Origin of the sequence: Aeromonas sp. ASNIH1, from assembly GCF_002934285.1 — a bacterium.
GTDB lineage: Bacteria > Pseudomonadota > Gammaproteobacteria > Enterobacterales > Aeromonadaceae > Aeromonas > Aeromonas caviae.
Genome location: NZ_CP026228.1, coordinates 2,297,050 through 2,315,347, shown reverse-complemented (window position 1 = coordinate 2,315,347; position 18,298 = coordinate 2,297,050). Strand labels below are relative to the sequence as shown.

The 18,298-nt window shown below is 61.8% G+C and carries 14 protein-coding genes, 1 tRNA gene and 2 pseudogenes; 8 read left to right on the top strand and 9 right to left on the bottom strand.

Annotation, left to right across the window (positions count from 1 at the left end):
* Positions 1-16 precede the first annotated feature (16 nt).
* The 4 genes and pseudogenes from C2U37_RS11270 to C2U37_RS11250 all read left to right on the top strand — a co-directional run.
* A complete protein-coding gene (locus C2U37_RS11270) occupies positions 17-493 on the top strand; it encodes a DUF3299 domain-containing protein (protein WP_010675589.1) in 477 nt (158 codons plus the stop codon).
* A 120-nt stretch (positions 494-613) separates the two neighbouring features.
* Complete coding sequence (locus C2U37_RS11265) at positions 614-1,462, top strand: TIGR03899 family protein (protein ID WP_042016317.1); 849 nt, start codon at positions 614-616, stop codon at positions 1,460-1,462.
* Between the two features lie 237 nt (positions 1,463-1,699).
* On the top strand, positions 1,700-3,328 hold the full coding sequence (locus C2U37_RS11260) for a methyl-accepting chemotaxis protein (RefSeq protein ID WP_104452297.1): 1,629 nt from the start codon (positions 1,700-1,702) through the stop codon (positions 3,326-3,328).
* Positions 3,329-4,174: 846 nt separating this feature from the next.
* A pseudogene (locus tag C2U37_RS11250) lies at positions 4,175-4,753 on the top strand (IS5-like element IS5B family transposase); the annotation flags it as partial.
* A gap of 285 nt (positions 4,754-5,038) precedes the next feature.
* Here the strand turns inward: C2U37_RS11250 and C2U37_RS11245 are convergent.
* Positions 5,039-6,340 carry a tyrosine-type recombinase/integrase gene (locus tag C2U37_RS11245; RefSeq protein WP_069784219.1) on the bottom strand — a complete coding sequence of 434 codons (1,302 nt, stop codon included), beginning with the start codon at positions 6,338-6,340 and terminating at the stop codon, positions 5,039-5,041.
* A gap of 166 nt (positions 6,341-6,506) precedes the next feature.
* Here C2U37_RS11245 and C2U37_RS11240 point away from each other — a divergent pair.
* Positions 6,507-6,583, top strand: a tRNA-Ile gene (locus tag C2U37_RS11240).
* A 47-nt stretch (positions 6,584-6,630) separates the two neighbouring features.
* On the opposite strand, the gene C2U37_RS11235 is transcribed toward C2U37_RS11240, so the two are convergent.
* The 6 genes from C2U37_RS11235 to purH form a co-directional block, all read right to left on the bottom strand.
* Complete coding sequence (locus tag C2U37_RS11235; RefSeq protein ID WP_049636100.1) at positions 6,631-7,101, bottom strand: tetratricopeptide repeat protein; 471 nt, start codon at positions 7,099-7,101, stop codon at positions 6,631-6,633.
* 147 nt (positions 7,102-7,248) lie between these two features.
* Entirely contained in the window at positions 7,249-9,825 is a 2,577-nt protein-coding gene (locus C2U37_RS11230; RefSeq protein ID WP_104452296.1) for an alpha amylase C-terminal domain-containing protein, read from the bottom strand.
* 265 nt (positions 9,826-10,090) lie between these two features.
* Positions 10,091-10,645: a cytochrome b/b6 domain-containing protein gene (locus tag C2U37_RS11225; RefSeq protein WP_103243703.1), complete on the bottom strand. Its 555-nt coding sequence runs from the start codon at positions 10,643-10,645 to the stop codon at positions 10,091-10,093.
* Positions 10,626-11,000 carry a cytochrome b562 gene (locus C2U37_RS11220; protein WP_010675612.1) on the bottom strand — a complete coding sequence of 125 codons (375 nt, stop codon included), beginning with the start codon at positions 10,998-11,000 and terminating at the stop codon, positions 10,626-10,628. Before C2U37_RS11220 ends, C2U37_RS11225 begins: the two co-directional genes overlap by 20 nt.
* A 403-nt stretch (positions 11,001-11,403) precedes the next feature.
* The gene (purD, locus tag C2U37_RS11215; RefSeq protein WP_104452295.1) at positions 11,404-12,693 is read right to left on the bottom strand and encodes a phosphoribosylamine--glycine ligase; all 1,290 of its coding nucleotides are present in this window, start codon (positions 12,691-12,693) and stop codon (positions 11,404-11,406) included.
* A 104-nt stretch (positions 12,694-12,797) separates the two neighbouring features.
* Positions 12,798-14,390, bottom strand: coding sequence for a bifunctional phosphoribosylaminoimidazolecarboxamide formyltransferase/IMP cyclohydrolase (purH, locus tag C2U37_RS11210; protein WP_104452294.1), 1,593 nt, complete (start codon positions 14,388-14,390; stop codon positions 12,798-12,800).
* A 435-nt stretch (positions 14,391-14,825) separates the two neighbouring features.
* Here purH and zntR point away from each other — a divergent pair, with 435 nt between their 5' ends.
* From zntR to C2U37_RS11195, 3 genes and pseudogenes are all read left to right on the top strand, one after another.
* On the top strand, positions 14,826-15,263 hold the full coding sequence (gene zntR, locus C2U37_RS11205) for a Zn(2+)-responsive transcriptional regulator (RefSeq protein WP_104452293.1): 438 nt from the start codon (positions 14,826-14,828) through the stop codon (positions 15,261-15,263).
* Positions 15,253-15,788: pseudogene (locus tag C2U37_RS11200) on the top strand (dihydrofolate reductase family protein). The gene zntR and the pseudogene C2U37_RS11200 overlap by 11 nt, the downstream one beginning before the upstream one ends.
* A 115-nt stretch (positions 15,789-15,903) precedes the next feature.
* Positions 15,904-16,113: an alternative ribosome-rescue factor A gene (locus C2U37_RS11195; RefSeq protein ID WP_104452292.1), complete on the top strand. Its 210-nt coding sequence runs from the start codon at positions 15,904-15,906 to the stop codon at positions 16,111-16,113.
* A 116-nt stretch (positions 16,114-16,229) separates the two neighbouring features.
* On the opposite strand, the gene hemW is transcribed toward C2U37_RS11195, so the two are convergent.
* Both hemW and rdgB read right to left on the bottom strand, forming a co-directional pair.
* Positions 16,230-17,375: a radical SAM family heme chaperone HemW gene (gene hemW / locus C2U37_RS11190; protein ID WP_104452291.1), complete on the bottom strand. Its 1,146-nt coding sequence runs from the start codon at positions 17,373-17,375 to the stop codon at positions 16,230-16,232.
* A 132-nt stretch (positions 17,376-17,507) separates the two neighbouring features.
* On the bottom strand, positions 17,508-18,104 hold the full coding sequence (rdgB, locus tag C2U37_RS11185) for an RdgB/HAM1 family non-canonical purine NTP pyrophosphatase (RefSeq protein WP_010675605.1): 597 nt from the start codon (positions 18,102-18,104) through the stop codon (positions 17,508-17,510).
* Positions 18,105-18,298: the final 194 nt, after the last annotated feature.

Here is an 18,298-nt window from a genome sequence, read left to right as displayed (position 1 = left end):
CAAGAGAGAAGAACAGATGATGAAGTGGAAAATAGTGGCGCTGCTGGCCAGCCTGCTGGTGCTGCCTGCCATGGCTGCAGATTACAAGACCATCGACTGGGATATCCTCATCCCGGAGGGGGAAAAACTGCTGCCACCGCCCCAGGTCAGCCATGATGGCGACTTCTCCTCGGTGCCGCAGCCGGTGGGGGGCGTCAACAAGAAGCTGGACAATCAGGAGGTGCGGATCCCCGGGTTCGTAGTGCCCCTGGAAGGGGATGCCAAGACCATCACAGCCTTCCTGCTGGTCCCCTACTTTGGCGCCTGCATTCACGTGCCGCCCCCGCCCACCAACCAGGTGATCTACGTGAGCTACCCCAAGGGGGCGCCGGTGGATGACCTCTGGGACGCCATCTGGGTCAAGGGCAAGATGCACACCGTCAGCTCCAGCCACGAGATGGCCACCGCTTCCTACTCCATGGACGCGGTCGAGGTCAGCGTCTACGAAGAGTGAGCCCCTGATGGCCTCCCCCGGGAGGCCATTTTTTATCCCGTGACGACCCCGGCAAAGGGATTGTTCATGGATCTGGTTGGAGTAACATTCACTACCAGACCTTGCCATCACGGAGCCAGCATGGCTGACCTGCCCCCCAAGAAAGAGAGTTCCATCCTGAGCAGCCAGGAGCAGACCCTGCGCCTGGCCCGCAGCCGCGGCATCGATGGCATGCTCACCCGCAACAGCGACAGCACCTTCGAGCAGCGCGCCACCTTCCGCCAGCTGGCGGAGCAGGCCACACGCCAGCGCAATCTGGAATCCATCATGGTGATGGCCGCGCGCCACTGCGAAGAGACTGCAGCCGGCGGCGAGATAGACAGCGACTGGCTCACCCGCTTCCTGCAACTGGCCGAAGACATCAGCATGACCCCCATGCAGCAGTTGTGGGGTCGCATCTTCGCCTTGGAAGTGGCGACACCGGGCCGCTTCTCCATCCGGGCCCTCAACACCCTCAAGGAGATGACCCAGCGCGAAGCCCAGCTGTTCCAGCGCATCTGCGCCCTCTCCTGCCACTACGAGGGCAGCGACGAGCAGCGCCTGCTGCTGGGCATGCACAAGGGGGCCAGCCTGCTCAGTCGCGCCAAGGTCACCCGGATGGGGCTCGGCAAATACCGGGTGCCCTACAGCGCCCTGCTGCTGTTGTGCGATCTCGGGCTGCTGCACCGTGGCGAACTCGAATCCGGCCCCCTGCCCGCCGACGGGGTCGAGCTGGCCTTTGGCAACCAACGCTGGCGTCTGCGCCAACGCCAGAGCAACCTCACCCTGCTCTATTACCGGCTCACCCCCATCGGCAACGAGCTTGCCCTGCTGCTGGACGAGCCCCCTTTAGAGGAGTACCTGCAGGATCTGAAGACCCTGCTCTCCACCCACCTGCAGATAGAGACCCAGATGCCGGCCCCGGTCAGCGAGCCGGATCTGCCCGCCTGAGGCTGGCGGAGGCCCCGGCCCCGCCTTGCCAAATTGCGAAACCCGCCCCGCCATTGCCAAAACGGCTCCCAAAAAGCGAATCCTGACGGCAGGGGCGGACGCGAGCCCGGGCCATGTTCCCCCATCAACGGGCTTTGAGCACAAAAGAGACATATAGAACGCAATTTAAGCGTTTTTGGGCACTCTGGTGTACGAATTGCAACCAGACTCTCTTTCCTCTGTCAGGCAGGAAGTACCATGAGAGTCAATCAACCCGTTACCCAGCGTGAACGCCTCTACCCGTCGCACCAGAACCTGATTTCCACCACGGATCTGGAGAGCCGCATCACCTATGCCAACGACGAGTTCTGCCAGATAGCCGGCTTCACCCTGGAGGAGCTGCAAGGGGCCCCCCACAACCTGGTCCGCCACCCCGACATGCCGCCCCAGGCGTTTGCCGACATGTGGCGCCATCTGCGGGAAGGCAAAAGCTGGATGGGCCCGGTCAAGAACCGCTGCAAGAACGGGGATCACTACTGGGTCAACGCCTTCGTCACCCCCATTCAGGACGCAAGCGGCAAGGTGGTGGAGTACCAGTCGGTGCGCACGGCGCCGGACGACGCGATCAAGCAGCGTGCGGAGCGGGTCTATGACGAGATGCGCCGCGGCAAGACCCCCCGGGCCCTGCGCCTGCCTCCCTGCTGCCACACCCTGGGGATCCACCTCTGCCTGATGGCGCTGCTGGCCAGTCTGGTCACCCTCGGCTATCAGCACGGCCCGGGCTGGCCTCTGCTCATCGGCGCCCTGCCCCTGGTGGTTGCGCTCGTCATCTGCCAGACCCTCTCCCGGCGCCTCGCCCGGCTGGAGACCCTGACCCGCCACCGTTTCGACAACCCCTTGATGCAACTGCTGTATACCGGCCGGGTCGATCGTCTGGCTGCCGTCGAGCTCGCCATGAAGATGAACCAGGCCGAGTTCAATGCGGTGCTGGCCCGCACCCAGCAGACCTGCCAGCAGATCGTGCAGGCGGCGCAGACGGATCTGAACAATGCCGAGTCCATCACCGGCAACCTGCAGCAACAGCAGGCCCAGACCAACCAGGTCGCGACCGCCATCACCGAGATGACGGCGTCCATTCGCGAAGTCTCCCACAGCTCGAGCGCCTCCTCGGACAGCCTGGACAACACCGCCGTGCTGTTTCGGGAGGGCAATCGCAGCGTGCTCGATACCGTGGCGGCGGTGGAAGGGGTTCACGGCGAGCTGCTCACCTCCCGCGCCGTGATAGAGGCGCTGGCCAGCCAGTGCCGCGCCATCGACGGCATCCTGGACGTCATCAACAACATCGCCAACCAGACCAACCTGCTGGCCCTCAATGCGGCCATCGAGGCGGCCCGGGCGGGCGAGTCCGGTCGCGGCTTCTCGGTGGTGGCGGACGAAATCCGCACCCTGGCCATCAAGACCCAATCCTCCACCGGCGAGATCCAGCAGATGATAAGCCTCTTGCAGGCCAGCGCCGACGATGCCCAGCAGGCCATGGCGCAAGGGGAACAGCTCTCCGCCAGTTGCCGCCTCAAGGCCGCCGCCACTGGCGATATCCTGCAACAGATCAGCGAACGCCTGTTGCAGGTGACCGCAGGCAGCAACCAGATAGCCCAGGCAATGCAGGAGCAATCCCTGGTCACCCAGGACATCCATCACAGCGTGCTGGACATCAAGCGTCTGGCCGATGACTCCAGCCAGGGCAGCCGCCACGCCGTGCAGGGCATCATTGCCCTCGTGAAGCTGCTCGGGAACCTGGAGCGGCTGGTGCGCCAGTTCCAGCAGCATCCCGCCACCCGGCCAACCAGCACCACCCTGACCAGCAGCCAACCCCTGCTGGCCCGCTAAGCCTTCACGGAGGAAACCAGACCCAAAGACCGTGCGCTAACAATGAAAACGGGCCCCTGCCGCCACCGGCAGCGGGCCCCTCTTTTGGGTGGTGCATGGGCGTCTGAGCGGGTTTCAAATTCGAGTCCTCGACTGAACCCGCGGCTCTTTCGCCCCCTCCCAACCACCTGCTCGCCCGTGCCAGGCCACCCCTCTCGGCTGCACCGCATGGCACTCGGCAGGGCAATGACCTCACTCCCCCATCCATACACCGTGAATATTGGGCGTTAGGCCTTGAGCGTTGAGCGTTGAGCGTTGAGCGGGAAGCGGGAAAGCGGGAAAGCGGGAAAGCGGGAAAGCGGGAAAGCGTTGCACCTTGAGAGCCTTCTTATCCAACCTGACGCAGGCCCCGCGGGCCCCCCAATTTATTGATCTTGCCCGAGAAATCGCCCGATCCCCCTTCCCTAACCAGCTCCGTTCGGTAACATGGCCATCAGGATCACCTCTTGTCGGAGTCAGCCATGAACCAGACCGGAGCCACAGGGAAAGCGCAGCAGGCTGGAGGCTGAAATTCAGGGGCGGTAGCGTGTTTTTTGCCGGTTGGTGCAGAACCTAACGAAGCCCAGCCGATGAGCATGTTCACATCAACCAAAGCGGGATAAACATGGATTAGATCGCTCGGTAAAACAAATATGCAGATACGTTTCGCGTTAAACGTTGGCTTCATTTCGTGTCGGTTGGCGCAGAGCGTAGCGAAGCCCAACATACGAGATGATGCTCCAAATCTGCCCATTGCTAGGGAAGGTGCGAACAAGTCCCTGATATGAGATCATGTTTGTCATCTGGAGCCATGAAAAAGGGTTCATCATGAGTCATCAGCTCACCTTCGCCGACAGTGAATTCAGCAGTAAGCGCCGTCAGACCAGAAAAGAGATTTTCTTGTCCCGCATGGAGCAGATTCTGCCATGGCAAAACATGGTGGAAGTCATCGAGCCGTTTTATCCCAAGGCTGGTAATGGCCGGCGACCTTATCCGCTGGAAACCATGCTACGCATTCACTGCATGCAGCATTGGTACAACCTGAGCGATGGCGCGATGGAAGATGCTCTGTACGAAATCGCCTCCATGCGTCTGTTTGCCCGGTTATCCCTGGATAGCGCCTTGCCGGACCGCACCACCATCATGAATTTCCGCCACCTGCTGGAGCAGCATCAACTGGCCCGCCAATTGTTCAAGACCATCAATCGCTGGCTGGCCGAAGCAGGCGTCATGATGACTCAAGGCACCTTGGTCGATGCCACCATCATTGAGGCACCCAGCTCGACCAAGAACAAAGAGCAGCAACGCGATCCGCAGATGCATCAGACCAAGAAAGGCAATCAGTGGCACTTTGGCATGAAGGCCCACATTGGTGTCGATGCCAAGAGTGGCCTGACCCACAGCCTAGGGAAAGTGCGAACAAGTATCCCACGAACAAAAAATGAAAATTTTAGTCATTTAATATCAATGGGTTACCAGTAAATGCTCTCGTGCCATATGACTTATTCGCACCTTCCTTAGCTTTGCGGTGAAGGGCGTCATATCAATCACCTCCTCAGAGGCCACTGTAGCTGTACTCAGGACAAATAAGATCGGTAATATGCGCATTATCCGGTAATCCCCCATTGATTTGCATCAGCTATGCCAGCCTTAACATGGCGATAACTAATCAGCATAGTAACGCCTTTGGCGTCAGGAAGATAACCCACGCCCCCCGAAGTTAACGGAAATCACAGTATCCGCTGCCAGATCCAACAACCGCCGCTCCCATAGCTCCAAGGCTCGCCGCTTTTCTGGAAGATACTCATAGCGGTCATAGTGTTTACTGGATACGTCATTCAGGGCGTGGTTCTGTAGGCGGTCGCGCAGATCTTTGGCTATGCCCAGCTCGCCCATCAGAGTTTTACAGGTTCGGCGGAAATCACGGGGGATAAAGTGCGCCATCTCGGCGCGTTTGCGGTAACGATCAATCGCTTGGCTAAGTGAAGCCATCGGCATTGGTTCGCTCGGCTTGGTGGCGTGGGCAAAGATAAAGGGACTATCCCCCGTTGCCGCTTGCTGCTCTCTCAACACCCGCAAGGCGCTATCAGTGAGTGGGATCAAGTGAGGGCGGCCATTCTTGGAAAGCTCGGCGGTAATGGTCAAGGTTTTGGCTTCCCAGTCGATACTTGCCCAGCGTGAGGCGGCCAGTTCATAAGGGCGTTGGCCACCCGTGAAGAAACAAAGCCGGATCAGGCTACGCAGGGTCAAGCCTAGGCTAGTGGACTGCTCCATATCATCAAGCAATTTGCGAGCCTCTGCCCACGTCAGGAAGCGTTCCCCGACACGCTCGGCGGCCTTTTGCTTGGGTATGGCAGCCACCGGATTAAGCACCAAGCCAAATTTGGCATCGTCTATGAAGTTGGCGGGGTCGTTGTCATGCTTGAGGCCGTAATTAAACGCCGCCATCAGGTAACTTCTGACACGATTGGATTGGGTATCAGCACCACGGCGAATCATATGCGCCAGGATCACTTTGATGTCGTGCGGGGTCACGTCCTTGGCTTTGGTCGTGGGTTTGATCACTGGATAGGTTTCTTTCTCCAAAGCCACCAATACAGCCTCATGGGTGCGCTTCCCGTCCTTCTTCATCTGCTCGGTATAGCTTTTGAATAACTGCTCAATGGTTCCTTGCTGCTCACGCTCCCGCTTTTCTTGCTCCCGCTCCTTTGCTTGACGAGCCAGCTCATCTTTGGGGTCTAGGCCATCACGGATCATCTGGCCAAACGCCTTGGCCTTTTCGCGGGCATCGGCAAGGCTGAGGTTTGGGAAGCTACCAAGCGGTATAAATGCCCACTTCCCATCTCGCCTATAGCGAAACGTCAGGGTCTTTGTGCCGCTAGGGAATACCTGTACCCCTAATCTCCCTTCCCCTCGGGTGCGATTGTCGTCAGTCTGAAAATATGGGTTCTTTTTCGCGGGTAGCGCGTTTACTTCGCTGTGAGTCAATGGCATTGGATGGCAACCTCGCTAAGTGCACTTCAATATTTTCAAAGTGTACTTTCAAGTGTACTTGGAGTGAAGCTACCGGATACGACTTGAGGCAAGATAATACAGTCACAAAACTCAAGTGATTGATATTGTTTGGTTAATATAATCCACGCCGCTAACCAGCATCAATGGCCCCTTAGCTCAGTTGGTCAGAGCAGTCGACTCATAATCGATTGGTCGTTGGTTCAAGTCCCCCAGGGGCCACCATTTTCAGACAAAGCCGCTCTTTTGAGCGGCTTTGTCGTTTCTGGCGCTCACCAGCGTCTGTCCAGATCCTCGGCATAGAGCGCCATGGCGCGCCGGTAGGGAAGCAGGGCGGGATCCGTGGTGGTGGTCGCGAGGATCCCCAGCAGCGTCTCCATCCCCTCCTTGCTGCGCCCCAGGTTGTAGCAGGTCATGGCACGAAACACCTTGAACTCCACGGCATCGGGGAAGCGGGCCAGGGCCTCGTCAAAGGTGGCCAGCGCCTCGGCATGACGGCCCGTGGTGCGATAGGAGCTGCCAAGTCCAAGCAGGGCCCCACGCAGCGACGCCTCGCCAAGCCCCAGCGACACGGCCTTCTGATAGAGGGGAATGGCCTCGGCCTCTCGCCCCAGCATGTCGTGCAGTCCGGCCACTTCGTAATGCAGCTCGGCGTGGGCCGGGTGCGCGATGAGTTGCAGCAGACCGTGCTGACGGGCTTCCTCGATCCGTCCCTCGGCCTTGAGGGTGTTCAACTGTTTCATATGTGCTCCTGCATGGGGATGAAGGATCAGTATGCCTGCCGACAGGCTGGCGGGGAACGGGTCATGGAGCCATGAAAAAGGCCTCCCGCCGATGGCGGGAGGCCTGGTTCGGCGCCGGGGCAAAATGGCCCTGGCGTGTGTCCAGCCTTACTGGGCGCTCAGGCTGTAGGCCAGGGTCTGGTCGTTGAAGCGCACCACATAGGCACCGACCACTGCCGTGGTGATGTCTGCCCCGGCCAGCTCGGCCACGCCATCCTTGTTGGTGTCGCCGTAGTTCTGGGTCCAGTCTCCCTTGACGTCGAACTTGAAACGCTGGCCGCCGTTGCCATCACCGCTGCCGGTGAAGGTGACGCTGGCCTGCCAGAGGTGATCCCCGACCAGGGACATGGGGGTGGTACCCCAGTTGTTGGTGGTGCCGCGAATGTTGAGGCTGGCGACATTCTTGGCATAGGTGACGCTCACCGGAGTCAGGCTGTATTGCAGGGTCTGATCGTTGAAACGTATCCGGTACTGGCCGATGACCGGGGTGAGGATGTCACTGCCGGTCAGTTCGGCCACGCCGTCCTTGTTGGTGTCGCCGTAGTTCTGGGTCCAGTCCCCCTTGACGTCGAACTTGAAGCGCTGGTTGGTCTGACCGTCGAAGGTGACAAGGGCTTCCCACTGATTGTCGGCGATCAGCGTCATGGCAAGGGATCCCCAGGCATTGGGGGTACCGCGGAAGTTCAGGGTGGGCAGTACGCTGGCGTAGGTGCCGTTGTCGTCGGTGACGGTCACGGTGGCGCTGGCACTGGCGGTCAACCCTTCCGCATCGGTCACGGTGACCGTCACGGTATGGGTACCCGGGGTATCGAACCGGACTGTCTCCGTGGTGGCGGTGCCCCCGCTGGACCAGCTGTAGCTCACCACGCCGCCATCATCGCTGGAAGCGGAGGCGTCGAACACCACGCTCTCCCCCGCCTTGACGCTGAGGGTTTTGGGAGAGAGGGCGGCGACCGGTGCCTGGTTGCTGGTGAGGGGGGTGACCGTGTAGCGCAGATCGCTCTCGCTCAGGGTGATGCGGTAGGTGCCCGCCCCGCTGACCAGGATATCCTTGCTGCTGCCCTTGTCGGCGATGCCATCCCCTTCGTTGTCGCCGTAGTTCTCGGCCCAGTTGCCGAAGACGTCGAACTTGAAGCGCTGGGCACCGGTGGCGTCACCGGTGCCGGTCAGGGTGAGGGTGGCGGACCAGACACGGTTGGCATCGACGGTCATGGGGGTGTTGCCCCAGGCGTTGTGGGTGCCGCGCAGGTTCATGCTGCTGAACTTGTTGCCCGGCAGGACGGAACCGCCGCAGGGGCTGGCCTTGGTGCAACCGGCGATGATGGCGGCCGCCTTCATGCCGGGGACGTTCAGGCTGGCCTTGCCGCTACCATCGACGGTGACATAACCGCCGCTGCAGTAGTCATTGCCCCCCAGGAGGTTGCAGTACTCGCCGGCCGGCAGGCCGGTCTGCACCGAGGCTACCAGGCTGCCGCTCTCGTTGTTGATGGCGACGAAGCCCTTGTCACCGCGGCTGAAGGCTATCTGGTTGTTGCCGTTGTCCCACCAGTTGCTGACGGGCTGGCCTTCGGTCCGGTTGTGGAACAGGGCCATGTTCATGATGGTCGGTCGGCGCTGTTCGCAGTTCCACTGGCTGTCCGTGCAGGGCGTGCTGCCCGGCGCCCCCTTGTCGGTTTCATAGGTGCCCATGTTTTCAAAGCGATAGCCCGACATCACCTGCTTCCAGCCATAGGGCCAGGCCATCATGAAGGTGTTGGCCAGATCGTAGCGGGCACCGCTCATGAAGGTGAGCATGCCGCCACCGCCGTGGCCGCGTTCGCGGTCGTGGTTGACCACGAAGACGAAGGCCTTGTTGGAGGGGAGCAGGCCCCAGCTCTCGCCCAGGGTCTTGAGGTTCTTGATCTGGCCATTGAAGTTGGCGGCAAGATCGGTGCCGTATTTGAAGTCGGTGACGGTGTCGATATAGGTGTAGCGGCCCGGCTGAATGTCGGGGGACTCCCCGCCTGCGCCGATCACCTCCAGGTAGGCCCTGGGGCTGCCCGCCTTGTCGAGGATGGCCTTCACATCGGCCGGCGCCATGTGCTTGGCCGCATCGATGCGAAAGCCCGCCACGCCCCAGCCGAGCAGGGTCTTCATGTAGGTGGCGATCTGATCCTGGACGTAGGATGAGCCGGTATTGAGGTCCGGCATGCCGTAGAGGGCGCCGTTCCAGACGTTGTTGCTGTCGCCGTAGTTGGTGATGTCGCCGCTGTGGTGGAAGTCGTTGTAGCCGAACTGGGGATATTGGTATTGCCCCGAGTTGTAGCTGCCGCCGCCGGTGGCGGTGCCGGAACCCGATGCCAGCTGGTTGAAGACGGCGTCGGCATAGACCTTGACCCCGGCCGCGTTGCAGCGGGCGATCATGCTCCTGAGCTCTGCCTCGCTACCGCCAAAGCTGTTGAAATTCTTGAAGCTGACCGGTTGATAGACGGTCCACCAGACCTGGCTGCCCTGCTTGTGCTCGGCGGGTGGGGTGATCTGGACGCCACCGAACCCCTTGGGCCCGAGCACGGTCTCGCACTCGTTGGCGATGTCGTTGAACTTCCATTGGAACAGGTGAACCATGACCCCTTCGGCGCTGGCAGTGTGGCTGAAAGAGCCGAGTGCCGCCGCCAGCAGGGCGGTTCGAAACAGTGTGTTGTGCATGACGATTTTCCCTTAGATCTTGTTATTGACGTATCACTGTCGTGTAGTCGAACGGACAACAAACAACCTCGTTCAGCTCCGTAGCATTCATGAAATCGACGTGGTTGAAAATCGAACAAGCTGAATTAATGAAGAAATGTGAATGAAAATGCTTTCATGCCATTCGGTGGCAGCAGGAGGATGCAGAGGGGAGCAGATCGGTGCGAGATCCGTCAAGCGGGTAGCGAAGGGGATGAACAGGGGCCCCGCAGGGCCCCGTGAACGTTCAGACGTTGGGTTCCTGCTGCCCGGCACTGGCCCGGGCACGACGCCCTGGCAGCATGCGGGTGACCAGGTTGCTGCGCTGGCGCCAGGAGGTGTAGGCGATGGCGCACAGGTGCAGGGCGATCATGCCCTGGAGTGCCCAGGTGCACCACTCGTGCCAGTCGTCCGCCCCCAGATCGAAGCCGGTCTCGGTGTTCTGGAACCAGCCGGTCCCTGCGGTGGCGAGTACCAGCAGCCAGAGTGCCCAGACCGCCAGCTTGCCGCTGCCGTGATGGCCAGGGGTGGGCGGGGTCCGTTCGCGCAGGGCGTCGGCCTGATGGCGAAAATCCTCCCGGCTCGGGATGAGGGCGCGCAGGCGGGCGTGGCCGCGAGCGAAGGTGAGCCCCCACAGCAGGCGTATGCCGATGAGCACCATGACGGCGTATCCCATCCGCTCGTGCCACTCCTCGCCCGCCTCGTTGAGCCAGAGATTGCCGATACAGATGGCCGCCACACCCCAGTGGGTGAGGCGCACCAGAGCATCCCAGTGGAAGGGATCAGCCTTTCTGCTTGGCATAGTTGTGGTACTCCTTCTTCAGGTCGTTGACCTTGGCCAGGTGCTCGCGCGCCTTGGCTTCGTCACCGGCCTGGAGGGCTGCCAGGCTGGCATCCAGCTCGGTCTGCACTTCGGTCATGCCTTCCAGGAACTTCTCCTTCTTGGCGGCGGGCATGTTCTTGCCCTTGGCGACGTCCAGCTGGGCCTTCATCTCCTTGATGTATTTCTCCATGGTGGCCGCGTCGTCGGCCTTGACGGCCTGCTTGTAGTTGAAGCCGATCTTCTTCATCGGCTGCTCCAGATCGCCGGCCATGGCAGGCAGGGCCATCAGGCCGAACATCAGGGGCAGCAGCAGGGGACGCACAGTTTTCAGCATGGGATTTCCTTATGAGACGACGAGATTGCAGGTTGTTATAGCACTCATTTGAGTGCGGTTTCACGCATCATGATGCCATGAAAGGGCGATCATTGTATGAAGAAAGTGCGACCAATTGTGACGAATTGTGCAGGGGATTGCTGTGGGAATGTAGCCGAAAGAGAACAGCCACCGGATCTCGCCTCCGGCAGGGATACAAGGGCGCGCATCTGGCCCAGGAAGGGGCCGCAGGCAGTGAATCATGCTGCCATTATTTATCACGCATCGGTTTTTTAACGTTATGTGAGCTTTTGTGGTGTTTTTGTTTATTAAAGTCATCATACATGGACGATTCCACTGTCAGTGCAGGCGCTGTGCAACAAAAAAGGGCCTGCAGGCCCTTTGAGTGATCGGGATCCGGCCCTTATTCGGCCTGCTCGCGCTCGATGGCACGCCAGCCGATGTCCTTGCGATAGAAGATGCCGTCCCACTGGATGCGACCAGCCAGGGCATAGGCCCGCTGCTGGGCTTCCTGCACCGTGTGGCCGAGGGCGGTGGCGCACAGCACGCGGCCACCCTGGGTCAGGCTGGTGTGTCCTTCCAGGCGGGTGCCTGCATGGAACACCTTCTCCCCTGCCACTTCGTCCACCGGCAGGCCGCTGATGGGGTGGTTGCTGCCGTAGTCGCCGGGATAGCCACCCGCTGCCAGCACCACGCCGATGGCGGCACGGGGGTCATAGACGGCTTCCTTCTGATCCAGCTGGCCGGCACAGGCGGCGAGGCAGAGATCCACCAGATCGGACTGCATCCGCAGCATGATGGGCTGGGTTTCGGGGTCGCCGAAGCGGCAGTTGAACTCGATCACCTTGGGGTTGCCCTCGGCATCGATCATCAGGCCGGCGTAGAGGAAGCCGGTGTAGACGTTGCCCTCGGCCGCCATGCCGCGCACGGTCGGCATGATCACCCGTTCCATCACGCGCTGGTGCACTTCGTCGGTCACCACGGGCGCCGGGGAGTAAGCCCCCATGCCGCCGGTGTTGGGGCCGGTGTCACCGTCGAAGGCGCGCTTGTGATCCTGGCTGGTGGCCATGGGCAGCACGTGCTCGCCGTCCACCATGACGATGAAGCTCGCCTCTTCCCCGTCCAGGAACTCCTCGATCACCACCCGGGCGCCGGCATCGCCGAAGGCATTGCCGGAGAGCATGTCACGCACCGCCGCTTCCGCCTCGTCGAGGGTCATGGCGACGATCACCCCTTTGCCGGCGGCCAGACCGTCGGCCTTGATGACGATGGGAGCGCCCTTCTCGCGCAGATAGGCCAGCGCTGGCTCCACCTCGGTGAAGTTCTGGTAATCGGCGGTGGGGATGGCGTGGCGGGCCAGGAAGTCCTTGGTGAAGGCCTTGGAGCCTTCCAGCTGGGCGGCGGCGGCGGTCGGGCCGAAGATGGTCTGATCGGCGGCGCGGAAGGCATCGACCACCCCTTTCACCAGGGGGGCTTCCGGCCCGACGATGGTGAGGCCGATCTGGTTCGCCTTGGCGAAGGCCAGCAGGCCCTCGATGTCGGTGGCCTGGATGGCGACGTTCTCGATGCCCGGCTCAAGCTGGGTGCCCGCATTACCCGGTGCCACGAAGACCTGGGTCACCAGGGGGGAGTGTTTGGCCTTCCAGGCCAGGGCGTGTTCACGGCCGCCGTTGCCAATGATCAGTACTTTCATCGTCTCGCTCGCTTCTGTCTGAGTTCACTGGCGCTGCGGTGGCACTGCCAGTGGAAAGGGTCCGGTGCTAAAGAGGCAGGGCCGCCATCGGCGGCCCTGGGCTGTCAGTGACGGAAATGACGCATGTTGGTGAACACCATGCACATGCCGTGTTCGTTGGCGGCGTCGATCACCTCCTGGTCGCGCATCGAGCCACCTGGCTGGATGACGCAGGAGATGCCCGCGGCAGCGGCGGCATCGATGCCATCGCGGAACGGGAAGAAGGCGTCGGAGGCCATGACGGAGCCCGCCACGGTCAGCCCTTCATCCTCGGCCTTGATGCCGGCGATCTTGGCAGAGTAGACGCGGCTCATCTGGCCGGCACCCACGCCGATGGTCTGGCCATTCTTGGCGTAGACGATGGCGTTGGATTTGACGAACTTGGCGACCTTCCAGCAGAACAGCAGGTCTTTCAGTTCAGCCTCGGTCGGCTGGCGCTGGCTGACCACGGTCAGATCCCCCAGGGTCACCATGCCGAGATCGCGCTCTTGCACCAGCAGGCCGCCGTTGACGCGCTTGAGGTCAAAGCCTTGCGCCGGGGCAGTCCACTGACCGCACTCCAGCAGGCGCACGTTCTGCTTGGTGGCAACCGCGTCGCGGGCTGCCTGGCTGATGCTGGGGGCGATGATCACTTCCACGAACTGGCGGGCCACGATGGCCGCGGCGGTGTCGCCGTCCAGTTCGCGGTTGAAGGCGATGATGCCGCCAAAGGCCGAGGTGGGGTCGGTCTGGTAGGCGCGATCGTAGGCGGTCAGCAGGTCGTCACCGATGGCGACGCCACAGGGGTTGGCGTGCTTGACGATGACGCAGGCCGGCTCGCTGAACTCCTTCACGCACTCCAGCGCCGCGTCGGTGTCGGCGATGTTGTTGTAGGAGAGGGCCTTGCCCTGCAGCTGGGTGGCGCTCGCCACCGAGCCCGGCGCGGCCTGCTCTTCGGCGTAGAAGGCGGCAGCCTGGTGGCTGTTCTCGCCGTAGCGCATGTCCTGTTTCTTGATGAACTGGGCGTTGAAGGTGCGCGGGAAGCGGGACTCTTCATCCCCTTCCTTGTTCTCGCCGTAGGAGGGCACCAGGGTGCCGAAGTAGTTGGCGATCATGCCGTCGTAGGCGGCGGTGTGCTCGAAGGCCGCGATGGCCAGATCGAAGCGGGTCGCCAGGGTCAGGCTGTTGCCGTTGCCATCCATCTCGGCGATGACGCGGTCATAGTCGGATGCCTTGACGACGATGGTGACGTCCTTGTGGTTCTTGGCGGCGGAGCGGACCATGGTCGGACCGCCGATGTCGATGTTCTCGACGGCGTCTTCCAGGGTGCAGCCGGCTTTGGCCACGGTGGCGGCGAAGGGATAGAGGTTGACGACGACCATGTCGATGGGGGAGATGGCGTGCTGGGTCATGATGGCGTCATCCCGGTCGCGGCGGCCGAGGATGCCACCGTGCACCTTGGGATGCAGGGTCTTGACCCGACCGTCCATCATCTCGGGGAAGCCGGTGTAGTCGGAGACCTCGGTGACCGGCAGGCCCGCATCGGCCAGCAGCTTGGCGGTACCACCGGTGGAGAGCAGGGCCACACCCCGCGCGTCGAGTGCCTTGGCAAATTCCAGGATGCCAGTCTTGTCAGACACACTCAGCAGTGCGCGGCGAATGGGTCGAGCTTGTTCCATCACTCTATCGTCCTCAGCATAACGGGGACCGTTCCATGGGAGGCGAGGCTCAACACAGAGAGTCCCCAAATAAATGGAAGTGGGGGATTTCGCAAACCACTCTCGCCAGAAGGCTGACTGTTGGCAAAAGCGTTTTAGGAAATGCCCGCTTGACGCGACGCTCTCTTGTGGGCGCGTATTCTACACAAAAAATGTGAGCCGTGGTGGATTTTTTAAAGAGACAAAGCCTTGTGGGATGCGGCGTTAAACGTTTTCCGGTGATTTTTTGTGAAACGTTTGTCTTTTCAGTGTTTTGGGGATAAAGGACCGGGATGGACCGGGTTAGCTGCCCCTTTCCTGCCTTTGGCTGGCAATCGCCGGGCAAAGGGGCGATAGTGGAGGCCGGCTTATATTGAGTACCACATGTCTGGCGAGACGCCATGGGGGAGTGCGGTTATGTATCGGATCGGGGAACTGGCCAAGGCGTGCGGGGTGAAGGCGGACACCCTGCGCTTTTACGAGAAGAACGGCCTCATCTCGCCGGGCCTTCGCAACGAGTCCGGCTATCGCCTCTACGGCGAGCAGGACAGGCGGCGGCTGGAGTTCATCATCCGCGCCAAGTCGGTGGGCTTCTCCCTGGCGGACATCGGCGAGCTGCTCGCCCTCGACACCAACAAGGCCAAGGTCACCTGCCAGGAGGTGAAGGCGGTGGCCGACGCCAAGCTCGAACAGGTGGAGCAGAAAATCGTGGAGCTGACCCGTTTTCGCGAAAACCTGAGGGAGCTCTCCGACATCTGCTGCGGCGGCCCGCGTTCGGCGGAGCACTGCGCCATCCTGGAGACCCTGGAGTCCGGCGCCCCCTCCCGCCACGAGCATCACGACCATGAGCACTGAGCTGCAGCGCCCCCGGGTCAGTGCCTTCCTCGCCCTCTCCCTCGACGGCTTTATCGCGGGGGAGGGCGGGGATCTGGCGTGGCTGGCACCCTATGGCGGCGACAGCCAGGAGGCGACCGGCTATGCGACCCTGATGGCGAGCACGGATACTCTGCTGATGGGGCGCAACAGCTACGACACCGTGAGCGCCTTTCCCGAGTGGCCCTACGGGAACAAGCCCGTGGTGGTGCTGACCCATCGCCCGACCGCTCCCCGTGACCGCGTCTCCTTCCGGCAGGGGGCGCTGCCACAGGTGCTTGAGGATCTGTGGCAGGAGGGGAGCCGCCACCTCTATCTGGATGGCGGCGATCTGGTGCGCCAGGGTTTGCAGGCCAGGGTCGTCGACGAGCTGACCCTGTTCTGGGTCCCGGTCACCCTGGGGGCCGGGGTGTCGCTCTTCTCGGGGGCCTGCCCGATCGGCTCGCTCCCGTCTCCAGCACCCTGCTGCCAAGCGGCCTGGTGCGGGTCGTCTACCGTCCTGCCTGACCCCTTGCGCGGGGGAGGCTAGAGGCGCACAATCGGCACGTTTTTTCGCCGCCTGCCCCGGATCTGTGGTGGCAGGGGCGATGGGCACACACGACAACCCCATCAAGGAGCCGATATGGCCAAGAAGAAGGTGACCGCCGTCACCGCCTGCGATCATCAGCGTGGCATCATCCAGGACAATCACCTCAAGGCACTGGTCACCTCGCCGCTGTTCCAGGCCCGGGTCGAACCGAGCAAGAAGGGCAAGGGCAGCTATCAGCGCAAGGCCAAGCACGGCAAGCGGTGGGAGCCCGGCCAACAGCAGACGGTATGCGTCTGCTGCTGAGCGGGTTTCTGCCGCAAGGCATCAGCTAAAACAATCAGGGCGCCAATGGCGCCCTGATTGTTGTTCTATTCGCTGGTGCTGACTTGCGGTCTTGCCGCAAGAGAGTGAACCCGTGCTCACTCGTCCATAAAGAGCTCGAGCAGCACGTTGAGATAGCGATGGCCGAGGGGGGTGAGCTGCCAGCTGTCGCCGAGATCCTCGATCAGCTCCTTGCTCTGGGCGATGTCCAGCACCGTCTCCACCCGCTCCAGCGGCAGCCCGGTGTAGGCCTCGAACTCCGCCTTGGGGGCGGGTTCAAACAGTCTGAACCGGTTCATGAAGTACTCGAGGGGCAAATCGTCCGCGCTCACCTGCCATTGGCTGTCCAGATAGGGGCGGCTCTGATCCAGATAACCTTTCGGATGCTTCACCTTGGCGGTGCGCAGGATCTGCTGGCTCGCGAGATCCGTCACCTTGCCGTGGGCGCCGCAGCCGATCCCCAGATAGTCGCCAAAGCGCCAGTAGTTGAGGTTGTGGCGGCACTGATACTCCTCTTTGGCATAGGCCGAGATCTCGTACTGCTGATAGCCCCGGGCGGTCAGCATGGCGTGGCCCTGCTCGTAGATGTCCCACAGGGTGTCATCTTCCGGCAACGTGGGGGGCTTGGAGGCGAATGCCGTGTTCGGCTCTATGGTGAGCTGATACCAGGAGAGGTGCGGCGGCGCGCAGTCGATGGCCTGCTGCAGGTCATAGAGCGCATCGTCCAGGCTCTGATCCGGCAGGCCGTGCATCAGATCCAGGTTGAAGGTGGGAAGCGCGATGGCGTGGGCCAGTTCGGCGGCCTTGCGCGCCTCCTCAGGGCCGTGGATGCGGCCGAGCCGGGTCAATTTCTCCTGCTGGAAGCTCTGTACCCCGATGGAGATGCGGTTGATACCGGCCCGCTGGAAGCCGGCGAACTTGTCCGCCTCCACCGTGCCCGGGTTGGCCTCCATGGTGATCTCGCAGTCCGGGGTCAGTGCGATGCGTGCGCGCACCCCGTCCAGCAGCGCCTGCATGGCGTCGACGGAGAGCAGGCTCGGCGTGCCGCCACCGATAAAGATGGAGGAGAGGGGGCGCCCCTGGGCCCAGTGCAGATCCTGCTCCAGATCCTCCAGCAGGGCCGCCACGTACTCGAGGTGGGGCAGCTCCCCCTTCTGGGCGTGGGAGTTGAAGTCGCAGTAGGGGCACTTCTGGACGCACCAGGGCACGTGGATATAGAGGGAGAGGGGCGGGAGTTGCAGCATGGGATTTCCAGTATTCAACAATCAAAAGGGGTCGGGTGGCCCTGGTTGCCGGTGACAACGGGCGGGGCGCCGCGAACGAAACGGGGGCCGACGGCCCCCATTGTAGATGACAACGCGGCGGGAGACAGCGCTTTAGTTGACCGCCGCCAGGGCCGCTTTGAGCTTGGCCAGGGCCTGGCCACGGTGGCTGAGCTGGTTCTTGAGCTCCGCTGGCATCTGGGCCGAGGTGCAGTCGTGATCGGGCACGAAGAACACCGGGTCGTAGCCAAAGCCGTGCTGGCCGCGGGGCTCGTCGATGATCATCCCCTCCCAGCTCGCCTGGCAGATAATGGGGGTGGGATCGTCGGCGTGGCGCATGTAGACCAGTACGCACCAGAAGCGGGCGCTTTTCAGGTAATCCGGCGCGCCCTTGAGCTCGGCCAGCAGCTTGTCGATGTTCTCCTTGTCGCTGGCACCGGCACCGGCAAAACGGGCGGAGTAGACGCCGGGGCGGCCGTGCAGCAGATCCACTTCCAGGCCGGAGTCGTCGGCCACGGCGGGCAGGCCGGTGACGCGGGCGGCGTGGCGGGCCTTGATGATGGCATTCTCGACGAAGGTGGTGCCGGTCTCGTCGGCATCGGAGACTGCAAACTCGCTCTGCGGGATCACCTGGATCTTCATATCGGCCAGCATGGCGGCCAATTCCTTCACCTTTTTCTGGTTCCCTGTTGCCAGGACAAGCTTGTTCATCACACACCTCCGCAAAAATAATCTGCGCATTCTATGCGGGGGAGGGGTTTAGTAAAAGCGCCAATTGCCCGGGATCCGGTGCCAACGGGGGATCCTGGTTCCACCCCCTGAGAGGTAGAAGAGATACATGTTTCCAGTGGGGAATAACCGAAGTGATTAAATACCATTTCAATTCATTACTCTGAGTCAGTAGA